Source organism: Streptomyces sp. NPDC052687 (assembly GCF_040678395.1).
Lineage (GTDB): Bacteria > Actinomycetota > Actinomycetes > Streptomycetales > Streptomycetaceae > Streptomyces.
Genome location: NZ_JBFATR010000020.1, coordinates 56,065 through 79,089, shown reverse-complemented (window position 1 = coordinate 79,089; position 23,025 = coordinate 56,065). Strand labels below are relative to the sequence as shown.

Below are 23,025 nucleotides of genomic sequence, written 5' to 3'. Positions count from 1 at the left end.
GGGGCGGGGCGTCGGTGCCCGGTGGACCGGAGCGGTGCCTCGGCGGGCCGTTGACCGGGGCGGTGCCCCGGCGGACCGTGGACCCGGGCGGTGCCCCGGCGGGCCGCGGATCGAGGTCGTGTGCCGGGCCTGGCCTGAACGCTGCCGGTCCTCGTGGGGTGCGGGCGGCTCTCGGGCGGCGCGCCGCCGCCTCGCGGTCGGCCGTGTGCTTCTTGGCGCCCTGCGGTGATCATCCGCCCGAAGACTGGGCGTACGGCTTTTCGGGTACCCGCCTGACATGCGGATCAGCGTGGTGGACGTGGGCTCCAAGACGGTGCGGCTCGTGGTGGCGGACGCGGAGGGCGGGGTGCCGCTGCCCGTGCACACCGCGAAGTGGCGGCTGCGTCTCGCCGACGAGGTGCGGCCCGGCGAGCCGATCCCGCAGACCGCCGTCGACCGCCTCGCCGAGGCCGTCGCCGAGGCCGACCTCACCGCGAGCAAGTGGGGCGCGGCCGGGCCGCTCGCCTTCGCCACCGCCGTGGTGCGGGCCGCCCCGAACCGCCGCGAGGTGCTGCGTGCCGTGCGCTCGCGCACGGGCGTGGAGCTGTGCACCCTGCCCGGCGAGGTCGAGGCGGAGCTGACGTTCCTCGCCGCCCGGCGCTGGATGGGCTGGCGGTCGGGCCCGCTCGCGCTGCTGGACATCGGCGGCGGATCGCTGGAGGTGGCCTTCGGCCGTGGCCGGCTGCCCGACTTCGTGGCGTCGCTGCCGCTCGGCGCCGGCCGGCTGACCCACGAGTTCTTCACGGACCAGGACCCGCCGACCCCGGAGCAGGTGCGGGCGCTGCGCCGCAAGGTCCGCCATCAGCTGCGGGACGCCAGTGCGCGGATCCGCTGGGAGGGGCCGCGGACCGCGGTGGCCACCTCGCGCACCTTCCAGCAGCTCGGACGGCTGTGCGGCGCGGCACCGGGCCGCCAGGGGCCGTTCGCGGAGCGGCAGTTGCGCCGCGCGGACCTGCGGGCGGCGGTGGACCGGCTGGCCGCGCTGTCCGCCGCCGAGCGGGCCCTGCTGCCCGGTATCTCCGCGCCGCGCGCCGCGCAGAGCCTGGCCGGCGCGCTGGTCGCGCACACCGCGATGAAGCTGACCGGCCTCAGGACGCTCACGGTCTGCCCGTGGGCGATCCGCGAGGGCGTGCTGCTGCGCCACATCGAGGACGGCCCGTCCTGGTGGGCGGAGGTCAGCCGGCTCGACGAGGGCGGCGCGGCCGCGGACCCGGTGCCGCTGCGCATCGCGAGCACCACATCCTGACCCTGCGACCGGAAGGAGCGGTCACCGTGTCGGCCAACGACAAGCACCGCGACGAAGAGCAGCCGGAGACCGCCTTCGAGGAGGTCCTGCGGGAAATACTGGACGAGGAGCGCCGCGTGCGCGACACCGAGGAGCAGCGGCGCCAGGACGGCGAGGCCGGGGAGGCGATCACGCCGAACACCCGGGCACAGGAGCAGTCCGAGGGCGAGTGAGGGGCCGGGCGAAGGGCCGTTCGCCTGCTCCGGACGCGTGGTGTGCGGTGCCGGCGGCCCGTTCCGGGGTTTCCGGGGTACCCGTTGCGCATGGAACACGAAGGACAGCCCCTGCCCCCGCCCCGCGGCCCGCTCTCGGCCGCCGTCGAGGACTGCCTGCGCGCGGCCGGCCCTCCGCCGGGCGCCGAGGAGGCCGCGGCGGCGGACCCGTACGGCGACGACCTCCAGCTCGCCCTCTACCTCTGTTACGAGCTGCACTACCGCGGCTTCGCCGGCGTGGACCCGGAGCGCGAGTGGGACCCTGAGCTGCTGCGCGCCCGGGCGGCGCTGGAGCGGCGGTTCCTCGCGGCGCTGCGGGCGGACACCCCGGTGCACGACGGCGTCGAGGACGCGCTCGCCGATCTGCTGGTCGAACCGGTCGACGGCACCGGCGTCACGCACTATCTGCGGGACAAGGGCGAGCTGTGGATGCTGCGGGAGTACGCGGCCCACCGGTCCCTGTACCACCTGAAGGAGGCGGACCCGCACGCCTGGGTGCTGCCGCGGCTGTGGGGCCGGGCGAAGGCGGCGATGGCCGCGGTGGAGTTCGACGAGTTCGGCGGCGGGCGCGCGGACCGGGTCCACGCCCGGCTGTTCGCCGACCTGATGACGGACCTGGGCCTGGACACCACCTACGGCCGCTATCTCGACGCGGCGTCCGCGGAGGCCCTGGCCACGGTGAACCTGATGTCGCTGTTCGGCCTGCACCGGGCGCTCAGGGGCGCCCTCGTCGGTCACTTCGCCGCCGTGGAGGTCACCTCGTCGCCCGGCTCGCGGCGGCTGGCGGAGGCGATGCGGCGCACCGGGGCGGGTCCCGCGGCCGAGCACTTCTACGACGAGCACGTGGAGGCGGACGCGGTGCACGAGCAGGTGGTGCGCCACGACGTCATCGGCGGCCTGCTGGAAGAGGAGCCGCAGCTGGCGCCCGACGTGGCCTTCGGGATCGACGCCACCGGTCTGGTCGAGGACCGGTTCGCGCGGCGGCTGCTGGAGGACTGGACGGCGGGCAGGTCCTCGCTCCGCTCCGCCGTCACTTCCGCACCATCCCATACATCCTGAACATCCGGGTACTGGGAGAGCGTGAATCCCTTGATCCCACCCGGCGTGTATCCGCCCCAGGAAGACACCTCCCTGCTGGCAGCGGCTCTGTCCGAGGAGCCGCTGCCCCCGGACGCGGCGGTGCTCGACGTCGGCACCGGCAGTGGTGCGCTCGCCCTGGAGGCGGCGCGGCGCGGTGCCGAGGTGACCGCCGTGGACGTCTCCTGGCGGGCGGTGTGCGCCGTGTGGGTCAACGCCCGGCGCTCCCGGCTGCCGGTGCGCGTCCGGCGCGGCGATCTGTTCGCCCCGGTGCGCGGGCAGCGGTTCGACCTGATCCTGGCCAACCCGCCGTACGTGCCGGCCCCGGACGGGCGGGGCGTCCCGCGCGGGCGGGCCCGGAACTGGGACGGGGGCCACGACGGACGCCTCGTGGTGGACCGCATCTGCCGGGAGGCACCGCGTCTGCTGCGGCCCGGAGGGGTGCTGCTGATGGTGCACTCGGCGCTCAACGACCCGGACCGGACGCTGGCGCAGCTGCGTGCGGCGGGCCTGAAGGCGGCCGTGACCCGGCGCAGCCGGATCGCCTTCGGTCCGGTGCTCAGCGCCCGGGCCGAGTGGCTGAGACACCGGGGGCTGCTCGGGCCCTCGGAGGAGAAGGAAGAGCTGGTGGTCGTCCGTGCCGAACTCCCCGACTGACGGTCCCCGCCGCATCAGGATGCGGCGCGAGGGGCCCCTGCTGGTCGAAGGCCCGGTGGAGGTGGAGCTGGAGGACGGCACGACCGTGTCCTCCGACCGGTTCCGGGTCGCCCTGTGCACCTGCCGTCGCAGCCGTACGTTTCCCTGGTGCGACACCAGCCACCGCGCCCGGACCCGGGAGCGGTGAGCGGCGCGCCGGAATGCCGGAATGCCGGAATGATCGAGAGGCCGGCGGGCGGCCCCACTCCGCCCGCCGGCCCCTGTCACGAGACCGCCGCGGTCCGTGACAGGAATCCGCACTCCCCACCTGCGGAACTCCTGCTGCCTTCACGGAACCGGCCGCGATCCCGGTCTCAGAACGCGAAGACGCTCGCGACGGACGAGTTCTTCACGCATTCGTTGGCGAAGACGCGCTCGTAGGAGACGCGTTCGCCCTGCCAGACGCCGTCGACCGTGACGACCACGGGGTCGTACTCCCGGGTACACAGAACGCCGCTCTCGCTCTCCAGGGCGGCGAAGTCGCCGTCCACACGGCGGAGTTCCGCGCAGGCCGAGGCCGGATCCGGGTGCGTGCCGGACGGCTTCGGTGCGCAGTTCAGGGTGACCGCACGCTCCGGGACGGTCTGGGCGGCGGTCTCGCCGTGGCCCACGGTGAAGACCAGGGCGGAGGGGGCGTAGAGCGTGGCGGGCGCCGCCTGGGCGGTCCCGCTCAGGGGTGCGGCGAGCGCGGTGGCCGCGAGGGCGAGGGTCGCTGCCCGGCACGCGAAGTTCCGCATTGTGTGCTTCCTTCCGCTCGATTGCGTTGAGTGCCGTACCGCACGCTGTGAGTGCCGGCCGGCGAGCGCGAGTCTGCCGAGTCCGGCGCCGAAACTCACATCGACCCCATCGGTTTCAGTAACATTGCGTATTGAATCAGTGGCGCGAAGTCACGGGATTCGAACGTTCCAATCGCCAATCTGCACGGTTCTTGATCGTTTTAGTTGGCCGAATGGCTGGTTTCACCATCCTCGTTAATCGGCCGGAAACATTCCGAATCCGACCGGCACCACCCCCCACCGGACGCCCGACGTTCAGCGGAAGATGGTCGAATCATCCACTCCACGCCCCCGGGCTGGACGAACCGTCCTCGCGTCCGGGCCTGGACCGGATCCACCGGTCGGCCCGGCCGGGCCGTACTGTGCCCGAGTGCGTTACTTGACGGAGCCCTTCCTCATCGGGGCCTTGCGGCGGGGCCGGTCGGTCGAGCAGTTCCTCGGGCCGGTCGGCTCGCCCGAGCGCCCCGGTGTGCGGTACGTCGAGATCCGGGCGGCGAGAACGGCTTACGAGGTCTACGTCCACGCCGTCGAGGATGTCGGTGACGAGAGCTTCCTGGACCTGGACGTCTTCCCGCCGTTCGACCAGGACGCCGAGGAGGAGGACTTCGGTCTGCTCCTGGGGGCGGCCGAGGCCCCGGAGGACGCCTTGATTCTCGCGGAAGCGGGCACAGGAGCCGTACGCGGGCGATGGGTCAACCAGGGTGTGGTGCAGGACGAGTACGGCGATTTCGTCCGCGCGGGCCGGCCGTGCGGCACGTCACCGGACGGGCATCCCTGGCCTGACCCGCGCACCGGCCCGTGAAGCCGGACACCGCCTGGGCACGGAGTGATCCCGCACTCCCCTACCGGCCGGTATGGTCGGCGGCGGCGCAGGCTCGGGTTCTGCGGTGGGAGGGGACGGGATGGGCAGGCACTGGGCGGACTTCCAGTACGAGATCTACCTGAACGGGATGACCGGCGCGGTGCCGCGGCTGCCCACGGACCTGACGCGGCTGGAGGAGATGGCCGAGCGGCGGCTCGGGCCCGGCCCGGTCGGCTATGTCGCGGGCGGGGCGGGCGACGGCGACACCGTCCGCGCGAACCGGGCGGCCCTGCGGCGGCGCCGGATCGTGCCGCGGATGCTGCGGGACGTCCACGAGCGGGATCTGTCGGTGGAGCTGCTGGGGCGCAAGCTGCCCGCCCCGCTGGCGCTGGCCCCGGTCGGGGTGCTGTCGATCCTGCACCCGGACGCCGAGCCGGCCGCCGCCCGGGCCGCCGCGGCGCAGGGCGTGCCGTACATCCTGTCGTCCGCCTCCAGCACGCCCATGGAGCAGGTCGCGGAGGCGATGGGCGACGCCGAGCGCTGGTTCCAGCTGTACTGGGCGAAGGACCGCGAGGTGACGCGCAGCTTCCTGGGCCGCGCGAAGGCGTCCGGCTTCAGCGTGCTGGTCGTCACGCTGGACACACCGCTGCTCGCCTGGCGGCCGCGCGACCTCGACCAGGCGTATCTGCCCTTCCTGCACGGTGTCGGCACCGCCAACTACTTCACCGACCCCGCGTTCCGGGCGGGCCTCGCCAGGCCGGTCCACGAGGATCCGAACGCGGCCGTCATGCACTTCACGGGCATGTTCGCCGACCCGGCCAAGACCTGGCCCGACCTCGCGTTCCTGCGGGAGAACTGGGACGGCCCGATCGTCCTCAAGGGCGTCCTGCACCCGGACGACGCCCGGCGCGCCGCCCAGGCGGGGATGGACGGGGTGGTGGTGTCCAACCACGGCGGCCGTCAGGTGGCCGGCTCGGTGGCGGCGGCCGACGCGCTCCCCCGGATCGCCGAGGCGGTCGGCGACCGGCTGGCGGTGCTGTTCGACAGCGGCGTGCGCACCGGCGACGACATCGTCAAGGCGCTCGCCCTCGGGGCCCGCGCGGTGCTCGTCGGACGGCCGTACGCGTACGGTCTGGGCCTCGACGGGCAGGCGGGCGTCGAGCACGTCATCCGCTGCCTGCTGGCCGAACTCGACCTGACCCTCGCCCTGTCGGGCCACGCCTCCCCCGCCACCGTGACGGCCGCCGACCTGGTGGAGGAGGCCGGCTGACCACCCCCGCGCACGCGGACGAGCGGCCCCCGGTCCCGGAACGGGCCGGGGCCGGGGGCGGGCGCGAGGCGGTCAGCGCGTTTCCGGCAGCCCCGCCTGGCGGGCCCTGTCGTCGGTGGACAGGGGGTCGCCCTCCGCGGCCGACAGATCGGCGCTCCACCGCTGGGTGGGGGAACCGTCGCGGACCTTGACGACGATGTCGGCGCCCGGGTCGCCGGTGGCGGGGGCGAGGGCGAGCCGTTCGTCCCAGCGGGGGACGAACTCCCCCCGGAGCGTGAGGTCGTAGCGCACATCACCGCCACGCGCGTCGCCCGCCTCGGCGCAGGTGCCGAGGATGACGACGCCCGCGTCGGCGTGCGCGTCGAGGCACAGTCCGGGGTCCGCGACGCTGCGCAGCAGGCCGTCGTCCTCGTACGACCACTGCTGGGTCCACTCCGCGGAGCACTCCGACAGCCCGGCCTCCGCGCCCGCCCTGGGCTCGCCCTGGATGTCGAGGCACAGACCGGTGGCCGCGTTGCGGAACCGCGTCTCGCGCGGCGGGCTGGGGAGCTGGGCGGCGTCCTGGGGAGTGGTGGCCGGCCCGGGGGTGGCGGCGTCGCCGCGGTCGGTGCCGCCGCGATCGGTCGCGCCGGCGGACGCCGTGGGGTCGGCGTCGCCGTCGTACGACAGGCTGGTGACGAGGGCGGTCGCGAGCAGCCCGGCGGAGGCGATGCCGACGCCGGTGCGCAGCGCCCGGGTGGAACGGGCCCCCACGCCGGGGAACCTGGGCAGCACGCGGGGACGGCGGCCCGCGCGCCGGGCGCCCCGGCCGCGGGGGCGGCGGTGCTGGGTGCGGCCGGGCCGTGAGTCGCAGTAGCGGCGGGCGCCCCAGCCGAGCACCGCCTCGGCGAGCAGCGCGCCGAGCCCGGTCTCGACCTGGCCCAGCTGCTCCGCGGCGTCCCGGCAGTGCCGGCACTGCGCCAGGTGGTCCTGGACGTCCGGGAGGAGCGCGCCGCCGCGCCGGATCGGCACGTCCAGGAGGCGGTTGTAGAAGCGGCAGTCGGGGCTCGGGGCGAGCTGCCGGTGGGCGCGGACGCAGCCTTCCCGGAATTTCTCCCGCGCCTGTTCCAGGGTGATCGCCGCGGTGTCGGTGTCCATGCCGAGCAGCGCGGCGGGGATGTCCAGCGGCTCGGCCTCGACCTCGGTGTGCCAGAGCAGACAACGGGCCGGCCCCGGCAGCTCCTGGAAAGCGCGTTCCGCCAGCTTGCGGTTTTCCGGAGTCATGGACTTGGCCGCGCGCATACCGCGTCCGCCGGCCGGTTTGCGCAACTCCGGCAGCACACCGGATATCCGGTCCTCGGCGGCCCAGAGCCGCACGGTGTCCCGCACGGCGACGAGCAGCCGCGGGCGCAGCGCAACACCGTTGTCGCCGAGGGTGAGCCGGTCCAGTACCTGGTGGCAGGCCGCGGTGGTCACCATGCTGGCGACCTGCGCGGACGAGGCGAGGCAGATGCTCGCGTAGGCGTACGCGGAGGGCCAGTGGCGGGCCAGCAACAAGGCGGCGGCCTGGGAGACCTCGGCGTCCGGGACGCCGCTGAGCCGGGCGGCCAGCGCTTCGTCGGACGGGCCGGGGACGCCGTCCGGGGACGGCGGTGGAGCGGGGTGGGGGGTGAGCACTGAGCGGGGTTCCTTCCCACGTATATGGGACAGCCGGGAGTTCTGTTCGCCGAAAGGAAGCCTGACTTGGTGCGTACCTTTATGGGCGGGGATCAGAGCAGAAATCCCAGTGGATCACCCTTGCACAACCGAGTCACGCACAACAAGGCGCTTGGGCAACATCAGCACCACTGAAATAAAGTCAGATTCCGTCGCAACTCGCGCCGCCCGCCCCGCCATTCGCTTTTTCCCGCACCCCGTGTGAAACCCGTGCCCGCGCCGGGGGCGAAGCGCACGCTCCCGCCCGCGGGCGCGCTGGGGTGCACTGGAGCCGGCCTCATCGCCAGGCCCCGCGCGGGACGGCGGCACTCCCGCGCGGCACGGCCGCCGGCCGTGTTCCTCCCGCCCTCGGCCGGCGGCCTCCCCCGAGGGCGGGAGCGGCGCACCGGCGCCGGGCAGCGGGCGGGACACGAGGCCGGGCAGCGGGCGGGGCACGGGACCGGGCGGCGTCAGATCTGCCAGGAGCGCAGCCGGTCCGCCGCGCCGTAGACGTCGGTCCTGCCGTCCATCAGGTCGCGGGCGAGGTCGACGAGGGCGCCGTAGGGCGGGTCGATGCCGACGCCGCTGACGAACATGTAGGCCACGGCGGTCGCGCAGGCGAAGCGGGCGTTCGCCGACGGCAGCGGGCGCAGCACGGCGAGGGTGTGCAGCAGCGCGGCGGCCCGCCAGGCCGGGTCGGAGTCGACGCCGAGCCGGGGCGGGTCGACGCGGTGCCGGGCGACGGCGGCGACGAGCGCGGAGAAGTCGTTGATGGTCGGCTGGTCCGGCAGGACTTCCTCGTGGCGCTGGAGCAGCCAGGGGACGTCGATGTGGAGGACGGGTGCCACGTCAGGCGACCCGTCCCTCGCCACCGGCGGGCGGCTCGTCGTCGGGGAAGGCGGCCGCGAACTCGTCGGCGTGGGCGGAGAAGAACCGGCGGAAGGCCTCGGCTCCCTCCTGCAGCGCCCGGTGCCGCGCGATGTCGGCCGCGGCCGCCTCCCGGACGAGGGCCTTCATCGACGTCCCGCGCTCCTTGGCGATCTGCCGCAGGTCCTCCAGCTCGCGATCGCTGAACTCCACGTTGAGGGCTGGCATGGAGCCACGGTACCTCGCGGGTACTTACTCGTAAATATCCCCAGGTCAGATAGGGGACGTGACGGTACCGAGAGGATCGAAAGCGGTCAGATTCGATGAGAAGCGGATCACTTTCGAACCCCTCGGACACTGTGCCTCGCGTATGCCGACACCAGGTGCCGGCACGTATGCCGGCACCTGGTACGGGCCCGCCTCAGCCCTGGTCCGCCACGAACGCCGCCACCCGGGCCAGCGCCGCGTTCCAGTTGATCGTGATCTCGTTGGTCGACCAGGACTGGATGTCGTCGATGTAGCAGAACTGACCGACGCAGCCCTGGAGTTTGCTCTGCGCCAGCGGGTCCTGGATGCTCGAGTTCGGACCGCCCGACAGCGAGCCGGCCGGCGGGTTGGGCAGCCGCGGGTCGAGCTGACGCGCGTACCAGCGGCTGTGCTGGTTCTGCGCGCTGACCTCGCCGTAGCCGGTGACGTAGGAGATGTTCAGCGCGTTGCGGCCGAGGACGTAGTCCATGGTCTGCACGGCGCCGTCCCGGTACTTGGCGGAGCCGGTGAGGTCGTAGGCGGTGGCCAGCACGACGGCGTTGTTGAGGACCTGGTGGGTGGAGCCCCAGTCGTACTTGTTGTCCGCGGGGGCGTACGGCAGGCCGTAGGGGTGGGCCTTCAGGGTAGCCAGATACCGGTCCGCGCCCTTGACGACGGACTGGCGGACCTTGTCCCGGCCGGGCAGCCGGTTGGGCACGGTGGCCAGGTCCAGGCGGGCCGCCGCGGCGGTGCGCGCCCAGTCGAAGCCGGTCGGGCCGAAGATGTCGGCGGTGTGGACCGGGGAGGCCAGCACATGGTCCGCGAAGCGCTGCTCGCCGGTGGTGAGGTACAGCTCCGCGGCCGCCCAGTAGAACTCGTCGTCGACGGCGCGGTCGGGGTAGGCGCCGCCGCCGATGCCGTCGTTCTCGTCCGCGTACACGTCCGGGTGCGCCCGGGCCGCCGCCCAGGCCTTGCGCGCGGCGGCGAGCGCCCGCGCCGCGAACTCGGGGTCGTACGGCTTGTACAGGCGGGCCGCCTGCGCGGCGGCGGCCGCCAGGTTCAGGGTCGCGGCGGTGGTCGGCGGGTGCAGCTCGCGCTTCTGCGGGTCGTCGCTGGGCAGCAGCGGCAGCCCGGTCCAGTTCTCGTCGTGGATCTTGTGGTGGGCCATGCCCGCCAGCGGTTGCCCGTCCGGCACCTGCATCTTCAGCAGGAAGTCCAGCTCCCAGCGGACCTCGTCGAGCAGGTCGGGCACCTTGTTGCCGCTCTCCGGGATGGCGAGCGTGCCGTCCCGGAACCGCTCCACCTCGCCGGTGCGGGCGTGCAGCGCGCGCTCGTAGGTGCTCAGCAGCTCCCACACCGAGATGCCGCCGTTGACGACGTACTTGCCGTGGTCGCCCGCGTCGTACCAGCCGCCGGAGACGTCGAGCCGGTAGTCGCACACACCCGGCTGACACGGTACGTCCGTGTCGCCCTGGTTGGGCGCGACGCCGACGTGGCCGGCCGGACGGCCGTAGCCGGGGCGCAGGTCGTCGCGGATCGCGAGGCCGCTGCGCTGGGTGTAGTAGAACTTCGCCGCGTCGGTGGCGAGCCGGTCGTAGACGCGGGAGCCGATGTCGAAGGGGCGGCTGGTCTCCCCGTCGGCGACCAGGGTGAAGCCCTGGCCGCGGGTCTTGTAGCCGCTGAAATCGAGGGAGTGGACGTTCTGCCCGGACGAGGCGTCGGTGCCGCGCGGCACGGTCCACCCGCGGGCGACCACGGCGCCGTCGGCGTTCTTCAGCTGCCAGGGCAGGCGCTCGGTCACGTCGGTGACGAGGGTGGCGTTCTTCGGCCCGGCGGGCAGATAGGCGACCTGGTTGACGCGGACCCGGGGCCCGGTGTCCGGCTCGTACGGCTCGGGCGCCACCCCGCCGAGCAGCGAGACGTCGTCCATGCAGAACCGCCAGGGCTCGGCGCTGCCGCCGACCTGGAAGCCGACCTGGGCCTGGGTGGTGTCGACGGGCGAGGTGAACGTGTACGAGTAGGTGTTGCCGGAGACGCTGAGCTGCGGGCTCACCTCGAACCAGGTGTCGTACGGGGCCACCGACAGACCCACGATCGCCCGGACCACGTGATCGGCGGGAGTGCCGTCGGCGTGGAAGGAGAAGCGGTAGGACTCCCCCTTCACCAGGGTGATGTCGTTCTGCCCGACCGCGGCGTCCCAGCGGTTGGTCGTGCCGCCCGGTACGTCCGCGCACAGCCGGCCGTCGGACAGGCCCGCGGTGACGTTGCTCGACGTCCACCAGGGGTCGGTGGTGGTGTCGAAGGTGCCGTTCCTGACCTGCTCGACCTCGTCGGCCTGCGCCGGGACCGTGGTGAGCGCCGCGCCTACGAGTGCCGTCAGGGACAGCAGGGCGGTTCTGCGTCTTCTCACGTCGGGGCTCCTCGGGAGATACGGGTGGCTCCCGCACGTGCCTCGCACGCTATGGGAGCGCTCCCAAAAAAGGGACGCGGCCATCGTTGTGGGAGGGACGACGCGGCGTCAACGGTCCGGAGGCGACTCGTTTTCAGGCCACGCGGATCCCCACGAGGCAGGTGTCGTCGTCCGTGTCCGAGCGGCTGTACGTCAGCAGCCGGTCCAGCTGCTGGTCCAGGGCGGTCGGCGCGGTCCGGGAGGCCGTGGCCAGCAGATGGGACAGCGACTCCTCCACGGAGCGGTCGTGCCGCTCCACCAGCCCGTCGGTGTACATCAGCAGGGTGTCCCCCGGCGCCAGCCGGATCTCGTCCTCCTCGTACACCGCCTCCGGTACGGCCCCCAGCAGCAGGCCCTTGATCAGCGGCAACGGCTCGGCCTCCTCGCCCCGGACCAGCACCGGCGGCAGATGTCCCGCCCTGGCCCAGCGCAGGGTGCGCTCCTCGGGGTCGTACAGGCCGCAGACGGCCGTGGCGGTGACGGCACCGGTGAGATGGTGCGCCACGACGTTCAGCCACGACAGCAGCTGGCCCGGTCCGGCGCCGGTGACCGCGAGCCCGCGCAGCGCGTTGCGCAGCACGACCATGCTGGTCGCGGCCTCTATGCCGTGGCCCGCCACGTCGCCCACGCACAGCAGCACCCGCCGCGACGGCAGCACCACGGCGTCGTACCAGTCGCCGCCCACCAGGTTCTCGGTCTCCGCGGGCCGGTACCGCACCGCCACCTGCATGCCGGGCGTCTGCACCGGGGCCTGCGCCGGCGGCATGATGGCGTGCTGGAGCTGCAGCGCCAGCCGGTTGCGCTCGGCGGCCTGCTGCTCGGTGTGCGCGAGCTGGTCGCGGGTGGCCGCGAGGGCCACCTCCGTCCAGTGCTGGGCCGAGATGTCCTGGCAGGCGCCGCGGACGACGAACAGCCGGCCGTCGGTGTCCAGCACGGGCTCGGCGACGACCCGGATGTGGCGGGTGACGCCGTCGGGCCGCTGCAGCCGGAAGGCCGCGGAGGCGGGCCGCCGGTGGTGCATCAGGGTGCGCAGGAAGCGGCCGATGGCCACGGCGTCGTCCGGGTGCGCGTGGGCGGGCAGGTCCTCCAGCGGCACCGGCGGGCTGCCGGGGGAACGGCCGTACAGGTCGAACATCTGGCTGTTCCAGGTGATCCCGCCGGTCAGCAGGTTCTCCTCGAAGCCGCCGACCCGGCCGAGCCGCTGGGCGTGCTGGAGCAGGCTCGCCAGCCGGGCCGTCTCGTCCTCGATACGCCAGATCAGCAGCAGGCTGTTGCCGTGGCGGCTGATGCTGATGTCGGCGACCGCCGACAGCGGCACCTGGTCCACCAGCGCGGTCAGGTGCATCCGCCGCGCCCGGAACGGCTCGCCCGTGGCGTACACCCGCTCGATGCGCTGGAACAGCTCGCTGCCCCCGGCCGTCATCGGGTACGCCTCCAGCAGCAGCGCGCCGCTCACCACCGCGCGGGGCCGGCCGGCGGGGTCCAGGAAGCGGGTGTTGACGTGCTGGATGCGGAAGTCCGCCAGCCGCCCGGAGTCGTCGAGATACGGCTCCAGCACCAGGGCCGGATCGTGCAGCCCGTCGGCGAGGTCCATCAGCTCCGCGGTGTCCGGCATGACCCGCGGCTCGTGGGCCGCCTCGGGGCGTGGCGGGTACGTCTCCAGGGTGTGCGCGCACAGCTCGGCCAGCGCCTCGACCTGGCGGACGACCTGGGGCGGCTGCGGCTCCAGCGGCGCCGGCCAGGCGATCTCCAGCACCCCGTGGATACGGCCCCCGGTGCCGGCCGGCTCGGCGACCCGGCCGCCGTCCGGGACGGAGTGACGGCCGATTGTGGGCAGCCCGGTATCCGCCAGGGACGAGATCCACTGGCCGCCGCGCTCGGTGAGCGCGCGGCGCGCGACCGTCGCCACGTCCGGTGGCACGTAGCGCCACCGGGAGGCCTCGGCCGGGGCGAAGCCGGCGCTGCCCGCCAGGGTGAGCGAGCCGTCGGGGCCCGCCGCCCACAGGGCCACGGCCACCGCGCCCAGCGGGCGCAGCGCGTGCTCCAGCAGCGAGTCGACGACGGCCTGCGCGTCCGGCGCGGCGAGCGCTCCGCTCTCGGCGGCGCGCAGGCGTACGGCGGCCTGGTCGAGCTTTCCGGAGCGGGCGCCCACGGCGTTGGCGAGGAACGCGTCCGTGGCCTCCGCGACCCGGTCGCGGGCCGCCTGGTTGATGACCTCGACGGCGAACTCCAGCGGGGTCATCCGGGCCTGCTCGGTCAGCTCCGCGAGCTGCTTGGCCGCCTGCGCGGGGCCGCAGCCGAGCCGCTCGACCAGGATGCCCTTGGCCAGCTCGATCAGTGCCCGGCCCTCGGCCTCGGCCTGCGCCGCCCGCACCTCCCGGCGCAACCGCTCCACGGTGGCGGCCAGCCGCCCGACGGGGGAGGTCGCGGACACGCCGGCGAGATCGCCGACGGCGGGGCGGGTGACGGCCGACGGGTCGTCACCGGTGTGAGCGAGCACCGCCGCCGCCTCGGCGTCGGCCTGGACGAGATCCGTCACCGCCGCCTCGGTCCCGGACTGGACGAGGTCCGTCATCGACGCCTCGCCCTCGACCCGGACGAGGTCCGTCGCCGGCGTCCCGGTCTCGACGCGGGCGAGGTCCGTCGCCGGTGTCTCGTCCTCGGTCCGGTGGCCGTCGGGGCCGGCGGCCGCGGTCTCGTCGGCGCGGCGGGCCGGCGAGGACGGCGAGGGCTCGGCGCCGGTCGCGGACGGTGTGGGCGCCGTACCGTCCGGGGTCGCCGAACCGCCCTCGTGCCGTGCGTGGTCGGGGTGCTCGGGCTGGTCGGTGGGGCTCACGGTGGGGTTGCTCCTGCGCGGGACGTCCCTGAGGTGCGGATGGTGGTGTCGGTCCGGCGGGGTGCGCGGGTCGGGCGGGGTCACCGGGAGAGCCAGCGTCGGACGCAGGTGATGAGGTCCTGGGTGTCGACCGGCTTGGTGACGTAGTCGCTCGCCCCGGACGCCAGGGACTTCTCCCGGTCGCCCGGCATGGCCTTGGCCGTGACGGCGATGATCGGCAGGTCGGCGTACCGCGGCATTCTGCGGATCTCGGCGGTGGCGGTGTAGCCGTCCATCTCCGGCATCATCACGTCCATCAGGATCAGGTCGATGTCGGGGTTGTCGAGCAGTGTCTCGATGCCCTTGCGGCCGTCCTCCGCGTGCAGCACCCGGAAGCCGTGCAGCTCCAGGATCCCGCTGAGCGCGAAGAGGTTGCGCGCGTCGTCGTCGACGACGAGGACGGTCCGTCCGGCGAACGAGTCGTCGACGGTCGGCGACGGCAGCTCCTGCCACTCCTCTCCCCGCACCAGGGACAGCACGTCCCCCGGCTCCTCGGCGGACAGGTGCAGCGCGATGCGCTCCCGCAGTTCGTCGAGGCTGGAGAGGAACTCCAGCGCCCCGTCGGACGCGTACGGACGCAGCACCTCGGCCGCGTCGGTGGGGTGGCTGCTGTGCACGAGGAAGGGTACGTCCCTCAGCGCCGAGTCGCCGCGCAGCGCCTCCAGGAACCGGGCGGCCTCGCCGTCGGGCATGTCGAGGTCGAGGACGACGCAGTGGCAGGGCTCGGCGGCCAGCGCCCCGGCCGCCTCCTGGGCGCCGACGGCGGTGATCAGGTCCACCTCGGGCCGCGGCACGGCCTCGTCCGGGCTGTGCCGGGCCACGTCCGCGACCACGCTCTCGGCGACGAGGCTGAGCAGGCCGCGCGGCCGCTCCTCCACGACGAGCAGCCGGCGGCGGCGCTGCGCCCCCCCGCGCGGGCGCGGGCTGGGGCGCGGTGCCACGGGGATGTCCACGGAGCCGTCCCCGGCGGGCAGTTCCGTGGCACCCTCGAGGGCCCGGCCCGCCAGCTGCTCGAAGTCCGGGCGGGTCACCGGCAGGAACAGCGTGAAGGTGCTGCCCCGGCCGGGCGTGCTGTCCACGGTCACCGCGCCGCCGAGCAGGTGGGCGATCTCCCGCGTGATGGACAGGCCGAGGCCCGTGCCGCCGTACTTGCGACTGGTGGTGCCGTCCGCCTGGTGGAAGGCGCCGAAGATGGCCTCCAGCTGCTGCTCCTGGATACCGATGCCGGTGTCCTTCACCTGGAACGCGACGACGGGTCCGCCCGAGACCACGCTGTCGGGCACCTCGTCCGGCCCGGCGGGCTGGATGACCAGCTCGACGGCGCCCTGCTCGGTGAACTTCACCGCGTTCGACAGCAGGTTGCGCAGCACCTGGCGCAAGCGGGAGTCGTCTGTGACCAGGTCGTTCGGCGCGCCGGGCGCCGTGGTCACCTTGAAGTCGAGGCCCTTCTGGGTCGTCATCGGGTGGAAGGTGGCCTCGACGTACTCGATGAGCTGGCGCAGCGACACCCGCTCCGGGGCGATGTCCATCTTCCCCGCCTCGACCTTCGACAGGTCGAGGATGTCGTTGATGAGCTGGAGCAGGTCGGAACCGGCGGAGTGGATGATGCCCGCGTACTCCACCTGCTTCTGGGTGAGGTTGCGGGACGGGTTCTGCGCCAGCAGCTGGGCCAGGATGAGCAGGCTGTTGAGCGGGGTGCGCAGCTCGTGGCTCATGTTCGCCAGGAACTCCGACTTGTACTTCGAGGCCAGCGCCAGCTGCTGGGCGCGCGCCTCCAGTTCCTGCCGGGCCTGCTCGATCTGGAGGTTCTTCGCCTCGATGTCGCGGTTCTGCGCGGCCAGCAGCGAGGCCTTCTCCTCCAGTTCGGCGTTCGAGCGCTGCAACTCCTCCTGCTGCGCCTGGAGTTCGGCGGAGCGGACCTGCAGTTCGGCCGTCAGGCGCTGGGACTCGTCGAGCAGTTCGTCGGTGCGGGCGTTGGCGAGGATGGTGTTGACGTTGACGCCGATCGTCTCCCGCAGCTGCTCCAGCAGATCCTGGTGGATGGCGGTGAACGGCGTGACGGACGCCAGCTCGATCACGCCGAGGACCTGGTCCTCGAAGAGGATCGGCAGCAGAAGCAGGGTGGTCGGCACCGTCCGGCCGAGGCCGGAGGAGATGGTGACGTAGTCGGGCGGCAGCTGGTCGACCGCGATCGTGCGGCGGCTGCGGGCGGCCTGGCCGACCAGGGTGCGGCCGAAGAGGAAGCGGTCGGGGCGGGCGTCGTCCTCGGGGCGGCCGTAGGAGCCGACGAGCCGCAGCTCGGGGCCCTGGTCCCCGTCCTCGGCGAGGTAGAAGGCGCCGTACTGGGCGGAGACCAGCGGGACCAGCTCGTCCATGATGAGTTCGGCGACGACGGGCAGGTCGCGGTGGCCCTGCATGAGGCCGGCGATGCGCGCGAGGTTGGTCTTGAGCCAGTCCTGTTCCTGGTTGGCCCGGGTGGTCTCGCGCAGGGACTCCACCATGGAGTTGATGTTGTCCTTGAGTTCGGCGACCTCGCCGGAGGCCTCCACGGTGATGGAGCGGGTCAGGTCGCCCTCGGCGACGGCGCTGGCGACCTCGGCGATGGCGCGGACCTGCCGGGTGAGGTTCCCGGCCAGCTCGTTGACGTTCTCGGTGAGGCGCTTCCAGGTGCCGGAGACGCCCTCCACCTCGGCCTGGCCGCCGAGGCGGCCCTCGGTACCCACCTCGCGGGCCACGCGGGTGACCTCGTCGGCGAACGCGGAGAGCTGGTCGACCATCGTGTTGATGGTCGTCTTGAGTTCGAGGATCTCCCCGCGCGCGTCCACGTCGATCTTCTTCGACAGGTCACCGCGGGCCACGGCCGTCGTCACCAGCGCGATGTTGCGCACCTGGCCGGTGAGGTTGTTGGCCATGGAGTTGACGTTGTCGGTGAGGTCCTTCCAGGTGCCGGCCACGTTGGGCACCTGGGCCTGGCCGCCGAGGCGGCCCTCGGTACCGACCTCACGGGCCACGCGGGTCACCTCGTCCGCGAACGCGGAGAGGGTGTCCACCATGGTGTTGATGGCGTCGGCCAGGGCGGCGACCTCGCCCTTGGCCTCGACGGTGATCTTCCGCGACAGGTCACCGCGGGCGACCGCGGTGGCGACCTGCGCGATCGACCGGACCTGGCTGGTCAGGTTCGACGCCATGACGTTGACGTTGTCGGTGAGGTCCTTCCAGGTGCCCGACACGCCCCGTACGTGCGCCTGGCCGCCGAGACGGCCCTCGGTACCGACCTCGCGGGCGACGCGCGTCACCTGGTCGGCAAACGCGGAGAGCTGGTCGACCATCGTGTTGATGGTGTTCTTCAGCTCCAGGATCTCGCCCCGCGCGTCCACGGTGATCTTCTGCGACAAGTCGCCCTTGGCCACCGCGGTGGCGACCTGGGCGACGTTGCGCACCTGGGACGTCAGGTTGCCCGCCATGAAGTTCACGGAGTCGGTCAGGTCGCGCCAGGTGCCCTTGACGCCCTTGACGTCCGCCTGGCCGCCGAGACGGCCCTCGGTGCCCACCTCGCGGGCCACGCGCGTCACCTCGTCGGCGAACGCCGACAGCTGATCCACCATCGTGTTGATGGTGTTCTTCAGCTCCAGGATCTCGCCCCGCGCGTCCACGGTGATCTTCTGCGACAGGTCGCCCTTGGCCACCGCGGTGGTCACCTGGGCGACATTGCGCACCTGGGACGTCAGGTTGCCCGCCATCAGGTTCACCGAGTCGGTCAGGTCCCGCCAGACGCCGGCGACGCCGGGCACCTTGGCCTGGCCGCCGAGGCGCCCCTCGCTGCCCACCTCGCGGGCGACGCGCGTCACCTCGTCGGCGAACGCCGACAGCTGGTCGACCATCGTGTTGACGGTCTCCTTCAGCTCCAGGATCTCGCCGCGCGCGGGCACGTCGATCTTCTGCGACAGGTCGCCCTTGGCCACTGCGGTCGCCACCTGGGCGATGTCGCGGACCTGGGTGGTGAGGTTGCCCGCCATGGCGTTGACCGAGTCGGTCAGGTCGGCCCAGGTGCCGGAGACACCGGGCACCTCCGCCTGGCCGCCGAGGGTTCCCTCGGTGCCCACCTCGCGGGCCACACGGGTCACCTCGGAGGTGAACACGGACAACTGGTCCACCATGCCGTTGAACACGGTGGCGATGTCGCCCATGAGCCCGCTGGCGTCCTCCGGAAGGCGTGTGCCGAAGTCACCGTCCCGGACGGCCGTCAGGCCGGCCAGAAGCATCCTCAGCTCCTGGTCGCCCGGTACGGACTCGGCGACCTCGCTCGTGTTGCTGGTCATGCGCACCCTCGTTCCCCTCCCAGGGGCATCGCCGACGGATCTTGGAACTGCGCGACGCGAAATACGTCGCAGGCTAACAGTGCTGTCGGCACGCACAAAGTCTCCCCTACACATCCACATGCCTCTCCCCCGGGGCCGGTATGAGGCAGTCCGGAGGTGCGCGTTCCGCGCCGGCGGGCCGGTCCGTCACGGGTGACCGGTCACCGCGGCGGCCCCGCCGGCGCCGTCGCGCCAGGTGCGTTCCCCGTCCCTCCCCAAGCCCGACGCACTAGGCTGGAACGGAACTGACGCGCTTGTTGACAGTGAGTGTGCGCGATGGAGTGGCGACGATGAGCCCGGATTACCCGTTCGACGAGGCCGCGACGGCCCGGGCTGTCATCGACGCCGCCGGCACGCTGACCGAGTGGAGCGAGGGCGCGCGCCGGCTGCTCGGCTGGGCGGCCGACGAGGTCGTGGACCGGCCCGCCGCCCGGCTCCTCGCCGGCCCCGTCCCCGAGGTGAGCGCACCCCGCTGGCACGGCACGGTGGCCCTGTGTCACCGGGACGGGCACACGGTGACGGCGTGGCTGCTCGCCCACCACCGCCGGCCGTCCGGGGGCGGTCCCGGCGACTGGCTGGTGGTCACGCCGCTGGAGCGCTCCCGCGTCCCCGGGAACCCGCTGGACGCGGCGGCACTCACCCAGTCCCCGTGTGCCGTCGCCCTCTACGACGACCGGCTGCGGCTGCACACCCAAAACGAGGCGATGGCGCGGGTGGTCGGCCTGCCCGAGGAGCGCATCCGGGGTCTCAGACACTCCGAGATCGGCGGCAAGCCGCAGAACGAGGAACTGGAGCGGCATCTCCTCCAGGTGCTCACCACCGGACGGCCGCAGGACGTGCAGACGTATCTGCGGGCCGGCGGCGAGGACCGGGCGCACGCCTGGCTGGCCCGGATGGCGCCCCTCACCGACGCCGAGGGGCGGGTGCGGGGCGTGTGCATGGCGGCGCACGACATCACCGAGAACTACCAGGCCCGGCAGCGGCTGCATCTGGTGAACGAGGCCAGTGTGCGCATCGGCACCACACTCGACGTCACCCGTACGGCCCAGGAGCTGGCCGACGTCTGTGTGCCCGCGCTCGCCGACTTCGTCAGCGTCGACCTGCTCGACCCGCCCGAGCACGGCGGCGAGCCCCCGGCGGCGGTCGCCGCACCGGTCGCGCTGCGCCGCGTCGCCCACCAGTCGGTCACCCCGGGCAGTCCGGAGGCGGTGGTCGGGCAGGGGGACGTCGAGTTGTATCCGGCCGCCTCCCCGCAGGCGGCCTCACTGCTGTCGGGCCGTACCGTGGTCGCGTCGGTGGCCGCGGGCGACCTGGAGGACTGGCTCGACCAGGAGCGCACGCGCCGCGAACGGGTGCGGCAGTACGGCATCCACTCCGTGATGGCGGTGCCGATCCAGGCCCGGGGCACCACGCTCGGCGTCGCCGTCCTCACCCGCGCGCGGCGGCGCCCGGACAGGTTCACCGCGGACGACGTGCTGCTGGCCGAGGAGATCACCGCCCGCGCCGCGGTCTGCGTCGACAACGCCCGCCGCTACTCCCGCGAACGCGAGACCGCCCTCGCCCTCCAGCGCAGCCTGCTCCCCCGCTCCCTGCCGAGCACGGCGGCCCTGGAGGCGTCGTCGCGCTATCTGCCGGCCGCCCGGGCCGGGGTGGGCGGCGACTGGTTCGACGTGATCCCGCTGTCCGGGATGCGGGTCGCCATGGTCGTCGGGGACGTCGTCGGCCACGGCATCCAGGCCTCGGCCACCATGGGCCGGCTGCGCACCGCCGTGCGCACCCTCGCCGACATCGATCTCGCCCCCGACGAGCTCCTCACCCACCTCGACGACCTGGTGGTGCGGCTGTCGCAGGAATCCGGCGGCGAGGGCGGCAGCCCCGGTGAGCTGGGCGCCACCTGTCTGTACGCCGTGTACGACCCGGTCTCCCGGCGCTGCAGCATCGCCCGGGCCGGGCATCCGGCGCCGATCGTGGTGCCACCGGGGGGCGTGCCCCGGGAGCTGGAGGTGCCCGCCGGTCCGGCGCTGGGGCTGGGCGGACTGCCCTTCGAGGCGGCGGAGCTGTATCTGCACGAGGGCACGCTGCTGTCCTTCTTCACCAACGGCCTGGTCGAGAGCCCGGAACGGGACGTGGAGACCGGCCACCGGCTGCTGCGCGAGGCGCTGGCCGCGGATGCCGGCCCGGCCGGGCCGGACTCGCTGGACGAGACCTGCGACCGGATCCTGCGCGCCCTGCTGCCGGCCGGGGGCTCCAGCGACGACGACGTGGCGCTGCTGCTCGCCCGCACCCACGGGCTGCCGGCCTCCCAGGTCGCCACCTGGGACATCCCCTCCGATCCGGCGCTGGTCTCGCCGATCCGCAAGCAGGTCGTCGAGCAGCTGAGCACCTGGGGCCTCACGGATGCCTCCTTCACCACCGAGCTGGTGGTGAGCGAGCTGGTCACCAACGCGATCCGGTACGGCTCGCACCCGATCCGGCTCCGGCTGATCCACGACGCGGACACGCTCATCTGCGAGGTCTCCGACACCAGCCACACCGCGCCGCATCTGCGCCGCGCCAAGACCTGGGACGAGGGCGGCCGGGGACTGCTCCTCGTCGCCCAGCTCACCCAGCGCTGGGGCAGCCGGCACACCCCGGAGGGCAAGACGATCTGGGCGGAGATGGCGCTCGTCGAGGAGGAGTGAGCGGAGGCGGGCGAGCCGAGGGCGGGGGGGGAACGGGCCGAGGGGCGGGGCGGAACGAGCCGAGGGCCGAGGCTGAACGGGCCGAGGGGCGGGGCGGGCCGGGCATCCCCCGTCCGGGACGGGGCACCAGCTCTCCATGGTCTTGCTCCCCTCGCCCTCCCGTCCCCCGGCGTTCGTCGTCACCGTCTGCGCGCTCGGTCTGCTGACCGCCTGTGGCGACGGCGGTACGGCGGGCGCGGCCGGCGCGGCGGCCCAAGCACCGGCCGCTTCCGCGAGCCCCTCACCGGCCACCGCCTCCTCCCCCGCCGCCAGTCGCTGCCGCACCCCCGACTTGCGCGCCTCGGTCGGCCGCAACGACCCCGGGGCGGGGCAGGAGAACCACCCGATCCTCCTCACCAACACGTCGTCGCGCACCTGCACGCTCCACGGCTACCCGGGCGCCGCCTTCGCCGACGCCTCCGGCCGGCAGCTGGGCCCCGACCCGCGGCGCCGGCCCGAGTCTCCGGCGCGGCTCCGCCTGGCGCCGGGCGGCAGCGCCTGGGCCGGACTGTCGTACGCCGATCCCCGGATCAGCGGGGCCCGTACGGCCGTCCCCGCCGTACTGCTGGTCACGCCGCCCGGCGAGCGGGAGCCGCTGCGGGTGCCGTGGAGCGCGGGCGAGGTGCCGGTGGGCGGGAACGAGTCGGCGGTGACCGTGACGGTGCTGCGGGCGGGGGACGTGACCTGAGGGTGCGTCAGTGTCCGGAGACCGGGTGCGGGGTGTAGGGGCGCTCCAGTTCCTCGATCTCCTTGTCGGTCAGCTCCAGTTCGACCGCGGCCACGGCGTCCTCGATGTGGTGCGGTCTGGAAGCGCCGATGACCGGTGCCGCCACGGTGTCCTGGTGCAGCAGCCAGGCGAGCGCCACCTGGGCGCGCGGGACGCCGCGTTCGGCGGCGATCCGGGAGACGGCGTCCACGATGGCGTGGTCACCCTCCTGGTAGAGGGTGCTGCCGAAGTCGTCGCGCGCGCTGCGCTCGGTGACCGTGCCCCAGTCGCGGGTCAGGCGGCCGCGGGCGAGCGGGCTCCAGGGCAGGACGCCGACGCCCTGGTCCGCGCAGAGCGGCAGCATCTCGCGCTCCTCCTCGCGGTAGAGGAGGTTGTAGTGGTTCTGCATGGACACGAACCGGGTCCAGCCGTGCTTCTCGGCCGTGTACTGCATCTTCGAGAACTGCCAGGCGTACATCGAACTGGCCCCGATATAGCGGACCTTGCCGGCCTTCACCAGGTCGTGCAGCGCCTCCATCGTCTCCTCGACGGGAGTGTCCGGGTCGAAGCGGTGGATCTGGTAGAGGTCGACGTAGTCGGTGCCGAGGCGGCGCAGGCTGTGGTCGATCTCCGTCATGATCGCCTTGCGGGACAGGCCGGCGCCGTTGGGGCCGGGCCGCATCCGGCCGTGCACCTTGGTGGCCAGCACGATCTCGTCACGGCGGGCGAAGTCGCGCAGCGCCCGGCCGACGATCTCCTCGCTGGTGCCGTCGGAGTACACGTTGGCGGTGTCGAAGAAGGTGATGCCGGCTTCCAGCGCCTGCCGGATGAGCGGCCGGGAGGCTTCCTCGTCCAGGGTCCACTCGTGCACCCCGCGGTCGGGAAGGCCGTACGTCATGCAGCCCAGACAGATCCGCGACACGTCGAGGCCGGTCGAACCGAGCTTCACATACTGCATCGTCACTGCTCCCGC

17 protein-coding genes are annotated in these 23,025 nt (G+C 73.3%); 9 read left to right on the top strand and 8 right to left on the bottom strand.

What is annotated here, in order from left to right; translation table 11 throughout:
* The first annotated feature begins 277 nt into the window (after positions 1-277).
* From AB0K92_RS18380 to AB0K92_RS18360, 5 genes are all read left to right on the top strand, one after another.
* Complete coding sequence (locus AB0K92_RS18380; RefSeq protein ID WP_365924062.1) at positions 278-1,285, top strand: Ppx/GppA family phosphatase; 1,008 nt, start codon at positions 278-280, stop codon at positions 1,283-1,285.
* 26 nt (positions 1,286-1,311) lie between these two features.
* The gene (locus AB0K92_RS18375; RefSeq protein WP_365924060.1) at positions 1,312-1,497 is read left to right on the top strand and encodes a hypothetical protein; all 186 of its coding nucleotides are present in this window, start codon (positions 1,312-1,314) and stop codon (positions 1,495-1,497) included.
* Between the two features lie 90 nt (positions 1,498-1,587).
* Positions 1,588-2,595 carry an iron-containing redox enzyme family protein gene (locus tag AB0K92_RS18370; protein WP_365924058.1) on the top strand — a complete coding sequence of 336 codons (1,008 nt, stop codon included), beginning with the start codon at positions 1,588-1,590 and terminating at the stop codon, positions 2,593-2,595.
* A gap of 21 nt (positions 2,596-2,616) precedes the next feature.
* Entirely contained in the window at positions 2,617-3,270 is a 654-nt protein-coding gene (locus AB0K92_RS18365; RefSeq protein ID WP_365924056.1) for a HemK2/MTQ2 family protein methyltransferase, read from the top strand.
* Positions 3,251-3,457, top strand: a complete 207-nt coding sequence (locus AB0K92_RS18360) for a CDGSH iron-sulfur domain-containing protein (protein WP_166004154.1) — start codon at positions 3,251-3,253, stop codon at positions 3,455-3,457. Before AB0K92_RS18365 ends, AB0K92_RS18360 begins: the two co-directional genes overlap by 20 nt.
* A gap of 166 nt (positions 3,458-3,623) precedes the next feature.
* On the opposite strand, the gene AB0K92_RS18355 is transcribed toward AB0K92_RS18360, so the two are convergent.
* Positions 3,624-4,046 (bottom strand): subtilase-type protease inhibitor, encoded by a 423-nt coding sequence (locus AB0K92_RS18355; RefSeq protein WP_365924054.1) that lies wholly within the window; start codon positions 4,044-4,046, stop codon positions 3,624-3,626.
* 409 nt (positions 4,047-4,455) lie between these two features.
* Here AB0K92_RS18355 and AB0K92_RS18350 point away from each other — a divergent pair, with 409 nt between their 5' ends.
* Both AB0K92_RS18350 and AB0K92_RS18345 read left to right on the top strand, forming a co-directional pair.
* Positions 4,456-4,887 carry a hypothetical protein gene (locus tag AB0K92_RS18350; protein WP_365924052.1) on the top strand — a complete coding sequence of 144 codons (432 nt, stop codon included), beginning with the start codon at positions 4,456-4,458 and terminating at the stop codon, positions 4,885-4,887.
* Between the two features lie 100 nt (positions 4,888-4,987).
* Positions 4,988-6,157, top strand: a complete 1,170-nt coding sequence (locus tag AB0K92_RS18345) for a lactate 2-monooxygenase (RefSeq protein ID WP_365924050.1) — start codon at positions 4,988-4,990, stop codon at positions 6,155-6,157.
* A 72-nt stretch (positions 6,158-6,229) separates the two neighbouring features.
* On the opposite strand, the gene AB0K92_RS18340 is transcribed toward AB0K92_RS18345, so the two are convergent.
* From AB0K92_RS18340 to AB0K92_RS18315, 6 genes are all read right to left on the bottom strand, one after another.
* Positions 6,230-7,813: an RICIN domain-containing protein gene (locus AB0K92_RS18340; protein ID WP_365924048.1), complete on the bottom strand. Its 1,584-nt coding sequence runs from the start codon at positions 7,811-7,813 to the stop codon at positions 6,230-6,232.
* A gap of 488 nt (positions 7,814-8,301) precedes the next feature.
* Positions 8,302-8,679 (bottom strand): toxin Doc, encoded by a 378-nt coding sequence (locus tag AB0K92_RS18335; RefSeq protein WP_365924046.1) that lies wholly within the window; start codon positions 8,677-8,679, stop codon positions 8,302-8,304.
* A 1-nt stretch (position 8,680) separates the two neighbouring features.
* Positions 8,681-8,926 (bottom strand): hypothetical protein, encoded by a 246-nt coding sequence (locus AB0K92_RS18330; protein ID WP_365924044.1) that lies wholly within the window; start codon positions 8,924-8,926, stop codon positions 8,681-8,683.
* 193 nt (positions 8,927-9,119) lie between these two features.
* On the bottom strand, positions 9,120-11,354 hold the full coding sequence (locus AB0K92_RS18325) for a glycoside hydrolase family 9 protein (protein WP_365924042.1): 2,235 nt from the start codon (positions 11,352-11,354) through the stop codon (positions 9,120-9,122).
* Positions 11,355-11,487: 133 nt separating this feature from the next.
* The gene (locus tag AB0K92_RS18320) at positions 11,488-14,229 is read right to left on the bottom strand and encodes a SpoIIE family protein phosphatase (RefSeq protein ID WP_365924040.1); all 2,742 of its coding nucleotides are present in this window, start codon (positions 14,227-14,229) and stop codon (positions 11,488-11,490) included.
* A gap of 80 nt (positions 14,230-14,309) precedes the next feature.
* Entirely contained in the window at positions 14,310-18,587 is a 4,278-nt protein-coding gene (locus AB0K92_RS18315) for a HAMP domain-containing protein (protein ID WP_365924038.1), read from the bottom strand.
* A 329-nt stretch (positions 18,588-18,916) separates the two neighbouring features.
* On the opposite strand from AB0K92_RS18315, the gene AB0K92_RS18310 reads away from it, so the two are divergent.
* Entirely contained in the window at positions 18,917-21,307 is a 2,391-nt protein-coding gene (locus AB0K92_RS18310; protein ID WP_365924036.1) for a SpoIIE family protein phosphatase, read from the top strand.
* Between the two features lie 136 nt (positions 21,308-21,443).
* Complete coding sequence (locus AB0K92_RS18305; RefSeq protein WP_365924035.1) at positions 21,444-22,034, top strand: DUF4232 domain-containing protein; 591 nt, start codon at positions 21,444-21,446, stop codon at positions 22,032-22,034.
* Between the two features lie 7 nt (positions 22,035-22,041).
* Here AB0K92_RS18305 and AB0K92_RS18300 read toward each other — a convergent pair whose 3' ends face one another.
* Positions 22,042-23,010, bottom strand: a complete 969-nt coding sequence (locus tag AB0K92_RS18300; protein ID WP_365924033.1) for an aldo/keto reductase — start codon at positions 23,008-23,010, stop codon at positions 22,042-22,044.
* Positions 23,011-23,025 lie beyond the last annotated feature (15 nt).